The following is a 17,521-nucleotide window of genomic DNA, read 5'->3' as shown; positions in this document are numbered from 1 at the left end:
ACATCCCTTCTCATTATACACCGCGTTTATTTCCCCATACTAACGCATGAAGCTGAGGCAATACTTTTGCATCATTCATCTCTTTACAATTTACAGCTTTATCAATCAGCCACTCATACTTATCTAATAATTTTTTAATAAGCATCGCATCATCCACTGTTTTTGTATCATCGTTTCCTACTTGCAAGAAAAATGGTACCTTTGGATAACGTTCGTGCATCTTAACTGCATATTCAAAATCATAATCATCGAATACTACTACTTTTAAACTAATATCTTTTCCTGCTAGTTTCTGAATCATAGCATCTAACTTCTGAAAATCTGTTTTCATCGTCGAACTTGGTGGTTTTGGCGAAATTGTTACCTCATCAATTTCAAGTAACCAATCTTGCCACTTACTCCCTTGTGTTTCAATTGCCGTTCGCATTCCATTTTCTTTTAATATAGAAAGAAGAAACTCAATATTTTTCAGTAATGCCGGATTTCCACCTGAAATCGTAACATGAGAAAAATTTTCTCCTCCAATTGCAACAAGCTCACTCCAAATATCTTCTGCTGTCATCTGTCTAATTTGATCTTTAGCTGATCCATCCCACGTAAAAGCAGAATCACACCAAGCGCAGCTATAATCACAACCAGCTGTACGGATAAACATTGTCTTTTGCCCTACAACCATTCCTTCACCTTGAATAGTCGGACCGAATATTTCTAAGACAGGGATTTTACTCATCGAGCATCCACTCCCGTCTTACTTCCGCATAACTAGTCGGTGTCTCAAATAGACGAACGAATTCAACGCGAGCTCCCTTATATTCGTTCACACGATTCTCTTTTGTTAGTGCTTCTGCCATCTTTTCATAAATCCAAACGACCATATTTTCAGCAGTCGTATTCATTGCTGGTAACGTTTCGTTTAAATAACGATGATCTAAATGAATTTCTATTTCATTTTTCCAAATTTCTTTTATATCTCCAAAGTCAATTGCAAGACCTATTTCATTTACATATCCACTAATTCCAAATACAACTTTATATGTGTGACCATGTAAGTTTTTACATTTCCCTTCATAACAGTGTAAATGGTGTGCTGCATCAAATGTAAATTCCTTACTGACCATTACTCTTTTATTATGATATTTGAGTTGTTTACGCTGAATATCCTTGTCCATTTTTTGCAAATTCTCTACGATGCGAAATCCAAAAAAGTTATCCATTAGTTGTTCGCTCCTTCGCGTTCTTGCAGATACGTATCTAATCCTGCTTTACGAAGTTGACATGCTGGACATTCACCGCAACCATCACCAATGATTCCGTTATAACATGTTAATGTTTTTTCTCGAACAAACTCAAATGCTCCAAGTTCATCTGATAATTTCCATGTTTCAGCTTTATCAATCCACATAAGTGGCGTGTGAATGACAAACGGATAATCCATAGATAAATTTAATGTAACATTTAACGATTTCACAAACACGTCACGGCAGTCTGGATAACCGCTGAAATCAGTTTCACATACACCCGTTACAATATGACGTGCTCCCACTTGTTTTGCTAATACAGCAGCAAATGATAAGAAGAGTAAATTTCGTCCATCTACAAATGTCGATGGCAATTCACCTTCTTCATGTGTAATCTCCATATCCGTTCTCGTTAACGCATTTGGAGCAAGTTGATTTAATAGACTCATATCTAGTACCGTATGCTTTATTCCTAGCTCTTTCGCAATTTCCGCTGCACAATCAATTTCTAGCTTATGACGTTGATTGTAATTAAACGTTACAGCTTCTACCTCTGCAAACTGCTCTATTGCCCAAAATAAACATGTTGTACTATCTTGTCCTCCACTAAAAACAACAACTGCTTTTTCTTTTTTCATTTCACTCATTCTCCTTCTCTACTATAAATAAGAAGAAAGAACGTTCTTGAACTGTCACAATAAAAAAACAAAACAATACCTAAGGATATTGTTGTTTCCATAGTTTTTTATAGAGGGAGTTCGCGAACCTCTCCCGCACGGTGCACGGAATTTCTTCTTTCATTGACACAGCTTATTGTAACATATTGTATACTAGCGTAAAAATTTCTGATTTTTCGGTTATTTTTCATTTCATTTCTTTCATTTTATAGTATGATTAATTTAATATAAGAAGAGAGGGGGCATCCCACTGAAATCCTTTATTATTTATCTCTTTTTAAATATATTATTCATCCTGATTACAATGCTCGTATATCATTTATTTTGGAATCAAAAAGGGAAACGCTCTCCTAAATTAAATTCAGCTATATTTATTGTACTCTGTTGCCTCGCTACCGTACTCTGTATTACATTTGCAGCAAAAATAAATAATGGTTTTCAATTTGATATGCGCCATATTGTATTAATTGTCGGTACATTAACGGGAGGGCCTATTGCTGGTGGTTCTATCTTAGTTGTATTAAACATATATCGCTTATTATTAGGTGGGGTAGGTGTTTTCCCATCTCTTATCGGTTCTGTTCTTCTATTTATTGTTCTACTATTAACATATAAATTTTTCAATCGAACTTCTAATCGTATAAAAATAACACTTGCTATTATCTACAGTCTCACATACGGATTTAGTTGGATACCCTTCTTCCTTTCCAAGGTTACAAATAAGACTGATTATATACCGCATATTATTGTGTATGAGTTATGTTCAATGCTTGGTACAATCCTAATTTTATATTTACTACACATATTACAAACTCAAGTTCGTCTCCAAAACGAACTTATAAATGCTGAAAAGTTTCATTTAATTGGTGAAATGGCAGCATCTATCTCTCATGAAATTCGCAATCCATTAACTTCAACGAAAGGGTTTTTACAACTGTTACAATCAGATACATGCACTGAGCAGGAACGAAAATTATATATTGACATTGCCATTAACGGCATCGAACAAGCAAATCATGTTCTTACAGATTATTTAACCTTTGCCAAACCTAGCATTGAAAAAGAGCAAACATTACAGTTAGAAGAAGAATTACTACATGCATTGTCGTTAATTACACCGCTTGCTAATTTAACAAATGTACGTACTCATTATATAAAGCAAAGCACTCCTTTTTTTATCGCTGGAGAAAAGCAAAAACTAAATCAATGTTTATTAAATATTTTAAAAAATTGCATTGAGGCTATGCCAAAAGGCGGTGATCTTTATTTCACATTAGTTCCTGATCATAAGCATATTCAGTTATATATAAAAGATACAGGAGTCGGTATGGATTCGGAACAAGTAAAACGTCTTGGCTCTCCTTTTTATTCAACGAAAGAAAAAGGCACTGGACTTGGAATGATGGTCGTATTCAGTGTTGTTCAAGCTATGAATGGAAAAATTGATATTATAAGTGAAAAAGGAATCGGTACAACCTTTTTATTAACGTTTCCACTCATACAAAAAACGTGATGAAATACTCATCACGTTTTTTCTGTTCCTTCAACTAATTCAGCAAAAGCTTTCACTTTTCCGTGTGGTTGTTGATTTTCTTTACGTGCTTTCCAGGCGCGCTCTTCTTCTCGCTTCTTCTTAGACATGTTTTTTCAACTCCTTCTTTTCTTTCTCCATGTAGTATTCCAAAATAAGAAAGAAAACTATGCACGTATCAAAAAAGAAGTGGTTTCCCACTTCTTCCACTTTAGCGCTGCAAAATTGCATGTTTCGCCTCTTTTAACTGCGTAAGATGTCTTTGTTCATGCAAATCAAGAAATTGAACCCATTGATACAAATTCAGATCATTAAAAACAGGATGCTTTAATCCATTTTCAAATAGATCTTTTTCATCTATAACACTATGAAGTGCGTGTAATAGTTCTTGTCGTGAATGTTCTAGCAATTGAATTCCTTGCTGTTTTTTCATTAAAGTTTCTGTTGGTTGCATTTGCTGAGGAGCTTCTCGTTTATGTGTGCGATCAAGCGTAAGTTGGAGGTCTTTAAATGGAGTCATGTTTCTTTCATTTTTTTGTAAAGCATATACAAGGGCAGACGTGACAGATTGTTCAACTAAATGCAAGTGGTGTAAAATTTGAATAATACTCCATTTATCACGGCGTGGCTTTACATTCACTTCGGTGTCATTTAACATTTCAATTTCTGATAATAGCGTGCTTCGAGTAGACTGTAATGAGTTTACTAAACTTTCTAAACTTACATCCATATTAGATTGAAGCATACTTGTTCCCCCCTTTTGTTGGTCAAAAGAGGTGCTCCTTATTAGAAACACCTCTTTAGTATTCTGAATTTTCTTTTATTATCTCATCATTTTCCCATTATGTCGATGTTAAACATGTGAAAAAAAGTGCATGTTTTTTACAATTTTGTGTCGTCAATCGCATGTAACCATGCTTCAATTTCTGTAATAACACTTTTCACACAGCCTTCGGCAAATGGTGATGTTAAATTTGCAACTTCTACTAATTCTAAGAACGATTTACTTCCACCTTGTTGGCACAGATTCACATAATCTTCCCACGCCTCTTGTCTATTATCTCTTGCACGTTTCCAAAATTGTAGCGCACAAATTTGAGCAAGCGTGTAATCAATATAATAGAACGGTGAGCTATAAATATGCCCTTGACGTTGCCAAAAACCACCGCGCTCTAAATAATCATTATCCTCATAATCACGATGTGGTAAATATTTCTTCTCTATGTTACGCCATGCTGTCTTACGCTCTTCAGGTGATGCTTCAGGATTTTCATATACATAATGTTGATATTCATCAACAGATACACCATAAGGTAAAAACAGAAGTGCTGAACTTAAGTGAGAGAAGTAATATTTATCTGCATCTTCTTCAAAGAATAGCTTCATCCATGGCCATGTAAAGAATTCCATACTCATAGAGTGAATTTCACATGCCTCATATGTTGGCCAATTATATTCTGGAATTTCAAATTTACGACTTTCATATACTTGAAAAGCATGACCCGCTTCATGTGTTAATACATCAATGTCACCAGATGTTCCATTGAAGTTTGAGAAAATAAATGGCGCTTTATAATTCTCAATATATGTACAATATCCGCCACCAGCTTTTCCTTTTTTCGCAACTAAATCTAATAAATCATTATCTAGCATGAAATTGAAAAATTCATCTGTTTCAGCCGATAACTCTTTATACATTGTCTTTCCATGATCAACAATCCAATCCGCATCTCCTTTTGGAGTTGGGTTACCTGTAGCAAACTCATAGTTTTCGTCGTAATAAGCTAACTTCTCTACACCGATACGTGCTTGTTGTCGCTTTCTTAATTCCGTTGTAACGGGAACGATATAATCCAGCACTTGCTGACGGTAATTAGCCACCATCTCCGCATTATAATCTGTACGGTACATTCTTGCATATCCAAGTTCAACAAAGTTTTTGAAACCTAAAGATTTTGCGATTTTCGTTCTCACTTTAACAAGCTCATCATAAATACGATCTAGTTCTTCCTCATTTCCAGCTAAAAATCCGTAGTATGCTTCACTTGCTGCTTTACGTTCCCTTCTTTCTTTTCCTTGCATAAACGGAATCAGTTGCGATAACGTTCTTTCTTCTCCAGCAAAGTCAATTTTTGCAGATGCTAATAACTGTGTATATTGCGATGATAATTTATTTTCTAATTGTAAATCTTTCACGACTTCATCTGAATATGTTTTTAAATCACATTCTGCTAGAGCAAATAATTGTTTTCCATAATACGCCTCTAATTCTTCACGAAATGGAGAATTAATGAGTGCCTTATAATATTTTGTACCATATCCTTGTACAACTGGAGAGAATTCATCAAAGAAATCCTGCTCCTCCTTATAAAAAGTATCCGTCGTATCAACAGAATGACGAATGTAACAAAGGTTTCCCATTGTACCAAAATCGTTGCGAATTTCATTAATTGAATGAATGACTTGTTTTTGTTCTTCTACAGTTTTTGCGTTATCAAACTTCTCTAAAGCAACAGTAAATTTCTCTTTTAACTCTTCAATATTTGGGCGTTTATATTCATAGTCTTTAAATGACATGAACGAGCCTCCTCTCCATTACATACCTTTATTATAATTCAATACGTATTCTCGAATTCCCTCTTAATTTTCAACAAAATTCGGCAGTGACTGCCCTGAGTTCATTGCAAATAAAAAAGCCTTGGATTTACTTATCCAAAGCTCCTTTGGAACATATTATTTTTCATACTTCCCAATTTTTTTTAATAAATCAAGTAATTCATCTTTTTCATCTTTCGTTAACATTTCAAAAGACTGATGTATAACTTTCTCATGCCCCGGAAAAATAGAAGCAATAAAGGTCTCGCCAGACTCAGTTAATTGCGCGTAAATAACACGTCTGTCATTCGGACATGGGATTCTCTTTACTAATCCCTTTTTCTCCAGCTTATCTACAACATATGTAATGCTGCCACTAGCTATTAAAATGCGCTCACCAATTTGCTGAAGTGGTTGACCGCCTTTATGATATAGCAGTTCTAATACAGCAAATTCAGTTGGATTTAACCCGTTACTTTGTATAGATTTATTTGTAGTATCCATAACAGAACGATGTACACGAGATAATGCAATAAATACTTTTAAAGATTGAGAAATATCTTCTCGTTCATTATTTGATGTCATACAACTTTCAACCCTTCACTTAAATTCTCAGCAATAAAAAGAAAATGCCACTTCATACTTCATGTGAATTCCGAATGAGCATTCACTCATTCATTTCCTCTCCCCTAATATATTAAGAATCATTCTTGAATAAAAACATGACAATTTTAACATAGTTTATATATAATGATAATAAAAAAAGAAGGAGTACCACATTTGAAAGTCAAATTCCAAAGCATAATTATATATATATTGCTTGTTATCCTACCGACAATAGGGATTGGTGCTACATTTTATTCGTATCATACATATAAAATGAAACAGGAAAACAAATTATCCGCTCATACAGTTCTCTTTTTATATAGAGATTATTTGGATCATCATCTTGGTGAAGCAATTTCTGCTTTAGACATGCTTGCAAAAGTTGTAGGCACCGAGACTGGTAATATAAATGGCATTAAACAAATTGTACATGATACAGATGGAAACGATGCACGCTTTTCTGGTCTATATTACGCTACACCAGAAGGAGTCATTACAATCGCATCTGAAGATGAATCAAAGCCTATAGATGTTTCAGACCGTAAATATATTCAAGACGTGCTCCAAACTAAAAAAACCACTGTATCATCAGTCATTACTGATCGCGTTCTGGGACATAAAGCTATTATGATTGCTGCTCCCATATTTAATAAACAGAAGGAGCTCTCAGGATTATTATTAGCTAGTTTACGCTTTGATTACATTTCATCTTCTTTAAATGCCATTAAACCACAATACCATTTTGAGGTAACTGATAAACATGATGTAGTTTTTCTAACCGATGATAATAGCGACACAAGTGATACGCATTCTAATATGCTTACTACCCCACTCCAAAGATTAAATTGGAAGGTCTCTGTTTCTCCATTACCTATTCATCAAAAAACCTTATACCAGTGGGTTACAATAGAGTGTATCGCTACTTTATTTTTAATGTCTATTTTATTTTTACTTGTTCAATACATGTTGTTAAAACGTCAAACAAAACTTGAAAGACAACAAAATGAACTACAGAAAATTGAATTAGTTGGAACTTTTGCAGCGAGTACAGCACACGAAATCCGTAATCCTCTTACTGGAATTAAAGGACTCGTCGCTCTATTAAAAGAGAAATATAAAGATGAGCAAGATCAGTTCTACTTTTCCGTAATTGAACAAGAAATAGAGCGAATCAATGAAATTGTAAGTGAATTTCTTATTCTCGGAAAGCCAACCGCCATCATCGAACAAACATATGATGTAAGAACAATTCTAAATGAGATAGCATTAATTATTCAATCTGAGGCGAATTTACATAACATTGTATTCCATTTACATTTGCCAGACCATCCTGTTCATATCCGTTGTTCGAAAGACCATATGAAACAAGTGGTTTTAAACATTACAAAAAATGCAATTGAGGCCATGACTTCTAGTGATACACTAACCATTGTAGTAAAAAACAATGAAACACACGCACAATTGCAGATTACAGATACTGGAAAAGGGATTCCGCAACATATTCAAAAACACCTCTTTCATCCGTTCTTTACTAATAAAGATACTGGAACAGGTCTTGGACTTGTCATATGTAAACGAATTGTAGAGATGTATAATGGGCATATTTTTATTGACAGTACAGAAAACGAAGGAACGACAGTTCATATCGAAATTCCGTTACACATAGTATAATTATCCTTATCCTATAAGGGTAATTATACTTATTTCATAAAACCAGCCACAAGCATTCGCCAAAAATTATTTGATTTTCCTTCATACCCGATTTGGAAAATAGGTATTTTTATAATTGAAAACCATTTCGGTGTTTGTTTGTCTTTATAACATTGATATTGTAAAATAAGCTTGTCCAATTCTTGACTAACTTGAATTGTCTCCCTACTATTTAACCCACTTGTTAATCCTAGTTGAATCATTTCTTCACGTTTCATATGAATATCACGTGAAAGCTTTTCTAATGTGTACTTCCTTTTTACAGTAAACATCCATATCCCCCTTATTATACTTCCATGCTCTTAACTTCACTTCTCCATTGACTTTTTTAACTACTTAATCATATGCAAATTTGAAGAATCAGAAATTTTAACATTTTCTCCCTGTAATTTACAAATCTTTACCCTCACTTTGAGAATTATTACAAATTATTCTATCTTTGTAAATACATTCGCAATAATAGACATTTTTTTCATCTTGTTTTTTTATAAATTCTACGTAAACCGGGGATTCTTAATTTTCCACCTACTTTTCTTCGACATTTTTTGTTTAATTTATATAAAAAAGCAAAACATAATGATGATTGATAAAGTGAAACTTTAATCAGTGTTTTTTGTTCAGCCCCCACTGATTATTAGCATTCACCAATCGGGTAGGCAGTGAATCTCCCACCTATCCAGCCCAATGTTGAGGTGGGAGTCTTACTACCACAAATAGCGGGATAACAATAGAAAGGAAATATTTATATGCGAAAATATACGATTGCATTATTCATCATTGTTTTGTTTTTACCGTCCTTCTTATTTCCTATTCAAGCAAATGCTCATACGAATAAAGTTGCTATTGTCATTGATGATTTCGGTAATAATATGAAGGGGACTAATCAAATGTTATCACTTCCCATTCCACTCACTGTTGCTGTTATGCCGTTTCTTCCTTCCACAAAAGAAGATGCAATAGCTGCCCATAAGAAAGGCCATGAAGTTATTATACATATGCCAATGGAACCTATAAAAGGCAAAAAAGAATGGCTTGGGCCAAAAGCAATTACAACTGATTTAAGTGATGAAGAAATAAACAACCGACTTGAACAAGCGATTCAAGAAGTACCGCATGCAATTGGAATGAACAATCATATGGGCTCAAAAGTAACAGCGGATGAAAGAATTGTTCGCCTTATACTTGCTGCTTGTAAAAAACACGGTTTATTTTACTTAGATAGTAAAACTAACCCTAATAGTGTCGTCCCAAAAATCGGAAAAGAATTAGGAGTTCCTATTATTGAAAACCAACTATTTTTTGATGATGTGTATACAGCAAGGCATATTTCAAAACAAGCCCAATTACTCATCAAAAAAATTCAAGAAAAACCTATTATGGTAGCTATCGGGCATGTGGGTCCTCCAGGTGAAATTACATCACGCGTTATTGAAACTTCTATCCCTAAAATTCGTGAGCATGCAGACTTTATTTTCTTATCTGATCTAGCATTATCCCCGCCTCCTGTTTCAAAATAAAGTTCATTACTCACATAAAGTGAAACTTTAATTAGCCCTCACCAATCGGGCTTTTACGGGCAACACCCGCCCACCTAAATTCTTTGCTTTCACCAAATTTTGAGACGTGGATTTTACTGCCCACAAATAGCGGGACAAAAAAGTACCTATCTATATATAACAGATAGGTACTTTTCTTTTTAACTTAAATATAATCTACGTGACTCACTCTGAATCCTTTTTTCTCTATTTTTCCGATTAATTGCTTTAATTTTGTTTCATCTAACTCATCTGATATATTTACAATAACGCGGCGGATATATTGATCACCGTTATCTAGCGTAAATAGGCCACCAATATTATATGCTTTTAACAATGTACCAAGCTCTTTAATCGTTCCTTTACAATCTTGTGTTGCAATTGTTAATATATAACCACCTGTTCGCATACCAAATGAATCTTCAATAACATCAAATATATTCGAATGCGTTAACATACCGACAAATTCATTATAATCATTTAGCACGGCTAAAAACGGAAGCCGACGAATTACATAAAAAGCTCTGAAGAAGGAATCCTTTTCAAAAATAAATGCATTAGAATCAGCGAGCATATCTCCTGCACTTACATGCTCTAATCCGCTATTGCATTTTTTTTCTAATAAATCTACTTTATAAATAATCCCCGTGAATTTCTTCTCATCTTCTGCTAATACTGGGATGGCTCGAAATCCCGTTTCGTTCATCATTTGCAGTGCCTCTTCACCAGAATCATTTATCTTGCAAAATGTTACTTGCTGTTTTGGCAGAAAATGATATTTAACTCGCAAAATATGTTCCTCCTTACATGTCAACATGTAATCTATATATAATAAGGAGACCTATATTTTATGAGTGAAATTATTTTTAAAACGCTTTCATTTATTATTAACTTGTAGCCATGTCACATCCATTTTTATATAACAGAGCTCCTTGCACCCTTAATCATTAATAACTTTACATGATAGTTCATTAAATATTCTATACCCTCTAACCATTTTTTCGCTTCTTCTGGCGTTTTTCCCCACACAATCATGCCATAATTATGAACAAGAACTACCCCTCCACCTTCAATGAAATTCGGAACATTGCTTTCTAATAAATCAGCGAATTTTTTTTCATCTTCTACAATTGGAATTGTCATTTCTGTTATACCTTCTTTTCCGAAAACACGCTCCACACTGCGTTTATCGAACGTTACTTCTCCTTCTTCCCCATATAACTCTGATATTAAATGACTATCTACAGTCTGCACTTGTAAAATACATCCTGCACTACTTTTTTTATAAATATCCGCATGCATAAATGACTCTGCAGCTGGTTTTTCTTCATTTTCAAATACTGACTCGCACATGCAATTTACGACAATAAAATCTTCTTCCGAAAATAGCCCTTTATCTCTTCCCTCAACGTTTACTAAAAATGTTAACGGCTCTTTTGACGTACATAGCGATAAGCTAATTTTGGTACCATAAAACCAATCACGAAGTGCCAATTCAGATTTCACATCTTTTAATTCATTCCATTTCTTCAGAAAAAATAACATTTCGTCACCCCCGGCATAATATTCATATAAGGTTCGAATCCTTTCTATGTAAAAGGAGTATTTTTTGATTATTCTAAAAATTTAATTGAATTATCACATGAGAACGCTTTTTTGTCAATATAGTTTCGTCGTTCTTCTTTAAAATAGGCTATTCATATGTCTATACTCCTATCTATTTCCTATTTCATTTTGTACATAAAAAATGCGCTATTCTTTAATTAAAGAATAGCGCATTCTCCTCATTTTTTATTTCTTTATTGCATTATATAAAAATTGCGCATATTGTTCACGTGTTACGAAATTATCTCCTAAAAAATTCCCTTCCCCGTCACCTTTTGATATTTTATTATCTACTAAAGCTTTCACATACCCTTTCGCCCAATGGTCATTTGGTATATCTTGAAAATTCTCTGTACTATTTTCATTTTCTTTTAACTGAAATACTCTTTGTAGTACTACTGACATTTCATATCGAGTTAATACTCCATCCGGACGGAATATACCATTTCCATATCCTGTCATAATTCCAGCTTGAACCACTGCATCAATAGCCGTTTCATACATATTTCCTTTCGTATCTGTAAATGCCGTTTTTGGTTCTAGATTATTTTCTAATTTTAAATACCTTTGTATTAGAAGTGCTACTTGTCCACGAGTAATGTTATCACCAAATCCAAATTCACCATTTCCATAGCCTATAAATAATTTTTCTTTCGCTAAGTAATTAATTGCTTCTTCTGACCAATGTCCCTTTGGTACATCTTTAAATTCTACCACTTCTGTTTTCTCATCTTCTTTAGATGTATTACCGTCTTTACTTTCTACTACATTTTGAATAACAGATCCTGTAAAGAAGATTCCTGTATCCGCGAATGGATCTTTCACACCAAATTCATATACTTTCTCACCTGGTGTACTCCATTTCACTACACCATTACTATACGTACCATTATCGCTCTTCAGACGGATTTTCGTAGAAACCTCACCATCTTTTTCATATACAGGTACTTTTACTTCTTTATTTACTTCTGTTTCCTCTAAAAATACTTTTTGATTTTGGACATTAATATAAGCCGTCTTACTTAGTTCTATAACTGGTCGGACATCACGGATTTCATTTGCAACAAAACTTAGAAATATTAATTTTTTCAAATTGCTAACTGGTGATAAGTCTGAAATATAATTCGCTTCTAAATCAAGCTTTTGTAAGTTTACTAAACTTGATAATGGAGTAATATCTTTTAATTCATTATTAGGTAAATCTAATTCTGTAAGCTGAGTCATTTTAGTAAGTGGTGTCACATCTTTAATTTGATTTTTCCCGACAAATAATTTATTTAATTGCTTCATTTCATCAATACCCGATAAATCTTTAACATTATTACGCGTTAATACTAAGTCTTTTAAAGGTAATGAATATAACGGTTTAATATCTTCAATTTGATTACCTGCTAAAGTTAAGTATGTTACATTTTTCAAAGCGCTTAATGGAGCAACGTTCTTAATTTTATTATTTGCTAAATTCAAGTAATCTAGTTGTTCCATTTTCGCTAATGCTGTTACATCTTCTATTTGGTTGCCTGATAGATATAAACTTTTTACATTTTTCATTTCAGTTAGTGGTGCAACGTTTGTAATTTTATTATTACTTAAATCAAGGGATTCTAAATTATCCATCTTAACAAGTGGCGTTACATCTGCAAATTCATTACCACGCAAAGCTAAATGATTTAATTGCTTTAAGTTCGCAAAGAACGACGGATCTTTTATCTTCGCATTCGCAACTGTTAAAGATTTTAAATTTGGCATATATTTTAATGCACTATAATCAAGTATCTCATTTGTATTTAAAAACAAATCCTTTACTTGTAATAACTCATCTTTCGTAATTGGTGTATTTAAATCTTTTCTATTAAATACTTTTTTATTAACAAGCTCTCTTAATTTGTTATCTGTTATCATATTTTGATTATCAACTGGATTATCCGTTTCCGTATTGCCTGAATTAGAGTTATCATCTGGTTTCTCTGTTTCTTTGTTACCTACAGTTGGATCTTTAATTTCAAATTGAACTTGATATTTGTGATCATATCCAATAGCCGGAATAAGTATATGCATTTGCATATTGTTCTTCTTCTCAAACTCGCCAATTTCAAATTGAACTACTTTCGTTCCATTCTTCCTCTTATCTTCTGACAAAACTTTCACATCATGAAATACACCTGGCTGGTTTCTATCTTCTATTCTAAGATATTGAAAATAATCGCTATCTTGCATTGTTACAGTGACAACTTTTTTGCCAGCTGCAATCGTTACTTTAGCATCTTTTATATATTGAGAAACCATAGATGGCTCGTCTTTTTGGTCCTTATATATTTTAATCTCAGTATCATACGTGCGATCACTCGCTGCTGCTACCGATTGATTTGCTTCAACTTTTAATGCCGCTAATGCTGGAGTAGAGTACGTAGCAAATGGAATTGCTAATGTTGTCGCTACTATTAGCGCCTTCATATAATTTTTTTTCAAAATAATATCCCCTATCATATATAATTTTCTTAATTGATAATACTTATCAATTACTCACAAATAAATGATAATGAATATCATTATCATTGTCAATGAGAATATTACATTAAATTTATATTTTTAAAGATAAAAATAAAAAAATCCCTTTATTCAAAGGGATTTTTTACCTATCGTATGAAGAATTTCACTTTTTTCCTTCTCATTGATGACACCGATTTTTTGCAAAATATTCGCGTACAATACAAGTTTATTATATATTCGTTCTGACATGTTCTCCCTTCTTTCCTTCGACCAACTTTTTTTGTATTGGTAAATTATATGAAAGAGGTGAGAAAATGTGTCCACTTTTTGCATAAATGCAAATCTTTTATTTTACGATTTGCAGACAATAAAACTCCTTCCTAAAAATTAGGCGGGAGTTTATGTGCTTTCACTGTATTTAACAAACTGTCCACTGAATATTATGCTTCATAAGTTCTTCTTCAAAGCTATATGGCATTTTTTTATCACAAATTACGTGTTGAATACGCGAAATTGCTGCTATACGATAATTCCCTTTCACGCCTACCTTCGTATGATCACATAAAATATATGTTTTCTCAGCTAATTTCATCATCGCCTCTGACAATTTTGCTTTCTCTAATTCAAAGCTGGAAACTCCAAAACTAGGTAATAACCCATCAATCGAAACGAACGCTTTATGAAAATGGAATTGCTGTATGACTTGCTGAGAAATAGAACCTGATACACGCGAATGCTTTGGAGATACTTTTCCACCTATAAATAAAACTTCACCGTGAAACATCTTTTTATTAATAGAAGAAATTAATTGTGTTGCGACTGGAAATGAACTTGTTACAATTGTTAAGTTTTTACGATGAACAAGGTATGGAACCATTTGAAGCGGTGTACTTCCATCATCAATTACAATGACATCACCATCTTCTACAAATGTCGCTGCTTTATAACCAATTCTTTTCTTCTCTTCTATATGTAGCATTTCTCTTTCTAACATTGGTGCCTCTACTCCAGCGCCTGGAAGTTGAACAGCTCCACCATACACTTTTTTCAGCTTCTTTTCACGATCTAATTCTTCTAAATATCGACGAATTGTTTCTGTTGATACAGCAAATTCTCTCGCTAATTCTGAAACCTTTACTTTCCCTTTAAATTCTACCTTTTCAAGAATGGTTCGCTTTCTTTCTTCTCCTACTACAGACATAGCTTCACCCCATTTATATCTCCCTCATAAACTTCCTTACTTATACAAAGTTATAATTTTCTTTGTAAGTAGCAACTTCTTCATGAATATGAATACCACGCTTTGCTAGCTCATCAAAAATCAATTGTGGATTTCCAAAGGCTTCTTCAGGCGTAACAACACCCACCCTATTTACATTTCCATTTGCAATTAACTCTGCAGCAATCCCAAATGGAATACCGACGTTTCTCGTATACGCTCTTAATTTTTCCCATCCTACAACAGAACCATCAGATAACGGGTGTGTATGATATAACACATGTCTTTGCTTCTCATTATTTTTCATACCTATTACTTCTACATGAAGTGCATATCCATAAAGATCTGTTTCTTGTCCTTCTTTCGATTGTAATAAATAATGCGAAATACAATCCATAATACCTATTTCTTTCCCGTTTATTTCAATCTGATCATTACGCAATATGCCGTAATCATATAAAGCACGTACAAGTTGCATATTTTGCTTTGGCCAAGTTCCTCTCGTCTCTATCAGTTTGACACCTTTATTTTCTAGTGCCTTTGCTAACGTAATCGTTTCAGAATGCGGAATGATATACTGCGTTGCCTTACCATAAGGCGCTGGCAATTCTATTTCTCTCGGACGCGCAAACGGAAGTACTTGCTTAAATTCACCATCTTCATACACTATACGCGATGGTAAATGTGGATCATATTCATATGTCGTTGTCTCTGTAATTGAAGCAGAAAAAGCAATCGGACGATACGAACCGTGACTTACACGGACGGACTCTACAGTATCCAGTTGATTTGCTGCATGCATTGCCATCATTTGCGTTACACCTGGCGTCATGCCAAATCCAGGTAAACATGTTTTTTCATTTTGAACAAATATAGCATGCGATTCATTTTCTTCACCAAATCCATTTAAGTTCACACCGTGACAGCCTGCTTCTGCAATACAGCGAGTCGACAATCCGTTTAGCTTTATCGTCGTACCGTCCATTACAATGTCATAACCAATCATTTTTGCAACCGTATCCTCGTGATTCGTTACATCTACTTTTACAAAATCAACACGAGGGTCGTTGAGCCATTCTACTACTTTACGGCCCTCTACCTCGTTAAAATCAGCTACAGTAATCGTCTCAAAAGATGAAAATTGAACTAAATCCAAAATAGCTTCGCGACAAATTTTACCTGCTCCACCTAAGCAAAATACTTTCACCCAATAACAGCTCCTTTAGCAATACTATCAACTAAGCGATTAATATCTTCTTCATGTACATCACCGATATTTCCAATGCGAAACGTATCTACTTTCGAAATTTTTCCAGGGTAAATAACAAATCCATAACGCTTTAATTCGTTATATAACTGTTGAAACTCAAACCCCTTTTTTGGATAAATGAAAGATGTAATAATAGGAGATTGATATTCCTCATCTACTAGTGGCTTAAATCCGATTTCTCCCATTCTATTTACTAGTAGTTTTTGATTGTTGTAATATCGATTGTAACGCGCTCTTACTCCTCCCTCTTTTTCTAGTTCAAGTAGTGCTTGATAAAAAGCATGTACAACATGTGTAGGTGAAGTAAAACGCCATTTCCCATTTTGTTTTTCCATCGTTTCCCATTGATCATATAAATCAAGAGATAAAGAGCGTCCTTGCCCTTTACACTTCAATAATTCATCACGTTTTGCGATTACAAATCCGAATCCAGGAACCCCTTGAATACACTTATTCGCACTACTAATTAAAAAATCAATTTGTAAATCAGCAATGTCTATTTCAATCCCGCCGAAACTACTCATCGCATCAACAATTGTAACCTTTCCATACTGTTGTCCTAATTTACATACATCTACAATTGGATTTATAATTCCTGTCGTCGTTTCACAATGAACAACTGCAATATGTGTAATCTCTTTATCTTCTTGCAATAACTTTTCTACTTCTACAATATTAGTAGGTTCCCACTCTTCTGTTTGACTGATCACTACATCAATCTGTAACATCTCTGCCATTTGAACAATGCGCTTACCGTACGCACCATTTGTACAAACGAGGAGCTTCCCATTTCCCGGAATAACAGAACCAATTACTGCTTCAACTGAAAACGTACCGCTTCCTTGCATTAACACTGTTGTATATTTCTCTTCCTCCTTCGTCGCTAACGATACAAGTTTAGCTCTTACTTCTTGCACCATCGTATTATATTCATCATCCCACGTACACCAATCGTATAGCATAACTTCTTTTACTGATTTTGTTGTCGTTAATGGTCCTGGTGTTAATAATAAGTAGTGATTTTCATTCATGATCCCGTGCCCCT

17 protein-coding genes and 1 riboswitch are annotated in these 17,521 nt (G+C 34.0%); of the genes, 3 read left to right on the top strand and 14 right to left on the bottom strand.

What is annotated here, in order from left to right; genetic code table 11:
* Positions 1-13: 13 nt before the first annotated feature.
* From queE to queC, 3 genes are read right to left on the bottom strand one after another with little or no spacing between them, the layout of a single operon-like run.
* Complete coding sequence (gene queE, locus CGQ22_RS17095; protein ID WP_000036275.1) at positions 14-730, bottom strand: 7-carboxy-7-deazaguanine synthase QueE; 717 nt, start codon at positions 728-730, stop codon at positions 14-16.
* The gene (gene queD, locus CGQ22_RS17090; protein WP_000368409.1) at positions 723-1,214 is read right to left on the bottom strand and encodes a 6-carboxytetrahydropterin synthase QueD; all 492 of its coding nucleotides are present in this window, start codon (positions 1,212-1,214) and stop codon (positions 723-725) included. The genes queE and queD overlap by 8 nt, the downstream gene beginning before the upstream one ends.
* Positions 1,214-1,876 carry a 7-cyano-7-deazaguanine synthase QueC gene (queC, locus tag CGQ22_RS17085; RefSeq protein ID WP_000711595.1) on the bottom strand — a complete coding sequence of 221 codons (663 nt, stop codon included), beginning with the start codon at positions 1,874-1,876 and terminating at the stop codon, positions 1,214-1,216. The genes queD and queC overlap by 1 nt, the downstream gene beginning before the upstream one ends.
* Positions 1,877-1,969: 93 nt before the next feature.
* Positions 1,970-2,013, bottom strand: a riboswitch (PreQ1 riboswitch).
* Between the two features lie 206 nt (positions 2,014-2,219).
* Between queC and kinB the strand changes: the two genes are divergently transcribed.
* Complete coding sequence (gene kinB, locus CGQ22_RS17080) at positions 2,220-3,428, top strand: sporulation sensor histidine kinase KinB (RefSeq protein ID WP_089149028.1); 1,209 nt, start codon at positions 2,220-2,222, stop codon at positions 3,426-3,428.
* A gap of 11 nt (positions 3,429-3,439) precedes the next feature.
* On the opposite strand, the gene CGQ22_RS32510 is transcribed toward kinB, so the two are convergent.
* The 4 genes from CGQ22_RS32510 to CGQ22_RS17060 all read right to left on the bottom strand — a co-directional run bounded on the left by CGQ22_RS32510 (position 3,440) and on the right by CGQ22_RS17060 (position 6,626).
* A complete protein-coding gene (locus tag CGQ22_RS32510; protein ID WP_000038355.1) occupies positions 3,440-3,556 on the bottom strand; it encodes a DUF6254 family protein in 117 nt (38 codons plus the stop codon).
* A gap of 101 nt (positions 3,557-3,657) precedes the next feature.
* Positions 3,658-4,191 carry a DinB family protein gene (locus CGQ22_RS17070; protein ID WP_000941971.1) on the bottom strand — a complete coding sequence of 178 codons (534 nt, stop codon included), beginning with the start codon at positions 4,189-4,191 and terminating at the stop codon, positions 3,658-3,660.
* Between the two features lie 137 nt (positions 4,192-4,328).
* A complete protein-coding gene (locus CGQ22_RS17065) occupies positions 4,329-6,023 on the bottom strand; it encodes a M3 family oligoendopeptidase (RefSeq protein ID WP_000008571.1) in 1,695 nt (564 codons plus the stop codon).
* A gap of 156 nt (positions 6,024-6,179) precedes the next feature.
* Entirely contained in the window at positions 6,180-6,626 is a 447-nt protein-coding gene (locus tag CGQ22_RS17060; RefSeq protein ID WP_000203347.1) for a MarR family winged helix-turn-helix transcriptional regulator, read from the bottom strand.
* A 195-nt stretch (positions 6,627-6,821) separates the two neighbouring features.
* Here CGQ22_RS17060 and CGQ22_RS17055 point away from each other — a divergent pair, with 195 nt between their 5' ends.
* Positions 6,822-8,318 (top strand): DUF3149 domain-containing protein, encoded by a 1,497-nt coding sequence (locus tag CGQ22_RS17055; RefSeq protein WP_000865056.1) that lies wholly within the window; start codon positions 6,822-6,824, stop codon positions 8,316-8,318.
* 29 nt (positions 8,319-8,347) lie between these two features.
* Here CGQ22_RS17055 and CGQ22_RS17050 read toward each other — a convergent pair whose 3' ends face one another.
* Positions 8,348-8,629, bottom strand: coding sequence for an aspartyl-phosphate phosphatase Spo0E family protein (locus CGQ22_RS17050; protein WP_000495534.1), 282 nt, complete (start codon positions 8,627-8,629; stop codon positions 8,348-8,350).
* A 474-nt stretch (positions 8,630-9,103) separates the two neighbouring features.
* Between CGQ22_RS17050 and CGQ22_RS17045 the strand changes: the two genes are divergently transcribed.
* A complete protein-coding gene (locus CGQ22_RS17045) occupies positions 9,104-9,874 on the top strand; it encodes a divergent polysaccharide deacetylase family protein (RefSeq protein WP_001234108.1) in 771 nt (256 codons plus the stop codon).
* A gap of 184 nt (positions 9,875-10,058) precedes the next feature.
* Here the strand turns inward: CGQ22_RS17045 and cbpA are convergent, their stop codons facing one another.
* From cbpA to phnW, 6 genes are all read right to left on the bottom strand, one after another.
* Positions 10,059-10,682 (bottom strand): cyclic di-AMP binding protein CbpA, encoded by a 624-nt coding sequence (gene cbpA, locus CGQ22_RS17040; protein WP_001264205.1) that lies wholly within the window; start codon positions 10,680-10,682, stop codon positions 10,059-10,061.
* Positions 10,683-10,807: 125 nt separating this feature from the next.
* Positions 10,808-11,437, bottom strand: coding sequence for a class II aldolase/adducin family protein (locus CGQ22_RS17035; RefSeq protein WP_000896006.1), 630 nt, complete (start codon positions 11,435-11,437; stop codon positions 10,808-10,810).
* Positions 11,438-11,683: 246 nt separating this feature from the next.
* Entirely contained in the window at positions 11,684-13,966 is a 2,283-nt protein-coding gene (locus CGQ22_RS17030) for an NEAT domain-containing leucine-rich repeat protein (protein ID WP_139032728.1), read from the bottom strand.
* A gap of 439 nt (positions 13,967-14,405) precedes the next feature.
* Positions 14,406-15,188 carry a DeoR/GlpR family DNA-binding transcription regulator gene (locus CGQ22_RS17020; protein WP_065223916.1) on the bottom strand — a complete coding sequence of 261 codons (783 nt, stop codon included), beginning with the start codon at positions 15,186-15,188 and terminating at the stop codon, positions 14,406-14,408.
* 40 nt (positions 15,189-15,228) lie between these two features.
* The gene (locus CGQ22_RS17015; RefSeq protein WP_089149026.1) at positions 15,229-16,413 is read right to left on the bottom strand and encodes a saccharopine dehydrogenase family protein; all 1,185 of its coding nucleotides are present in this window, start codon (positions 16,411-16,413) and stop codon (positions 15,229-15,231) included.
* The gene (gene phnW, locus CGQ22_RS17010) at positions 16,410-17,507 is read right to left on the bottom strand and encodes a 2-aminoethylphosphonate--pyruvate transaminase (RefSeq protein ID WP_089149025.1); all 1,098 of its coding nucleotides are present in this window, start codon (positions 17,505-17,507) and stop codon (positions 16,410-16,412) included. Before phnW ends, CGQ22_RS17015 begins: the two co-directional genes overlap by 4 nt.
* Between the last annotated feature and the right edge of the window lie 14 nt (positions 17,508-17,521).

Source organism: Bacillus sp. M13(2017) (genome assembly GCF_002218325.1).
GTDB classification, from domain to species: domain Bacteria; phylum Bacillota; class Bacilli; order Bacillales; family Bacillaceae_G; genus Bacillus_A; species Bacillus_A thuringiensis_K.
Note: the sequence above shows the minus strand (reverse complement) of the source record. Positions and strands in the feature narration are given on the sequence as shown.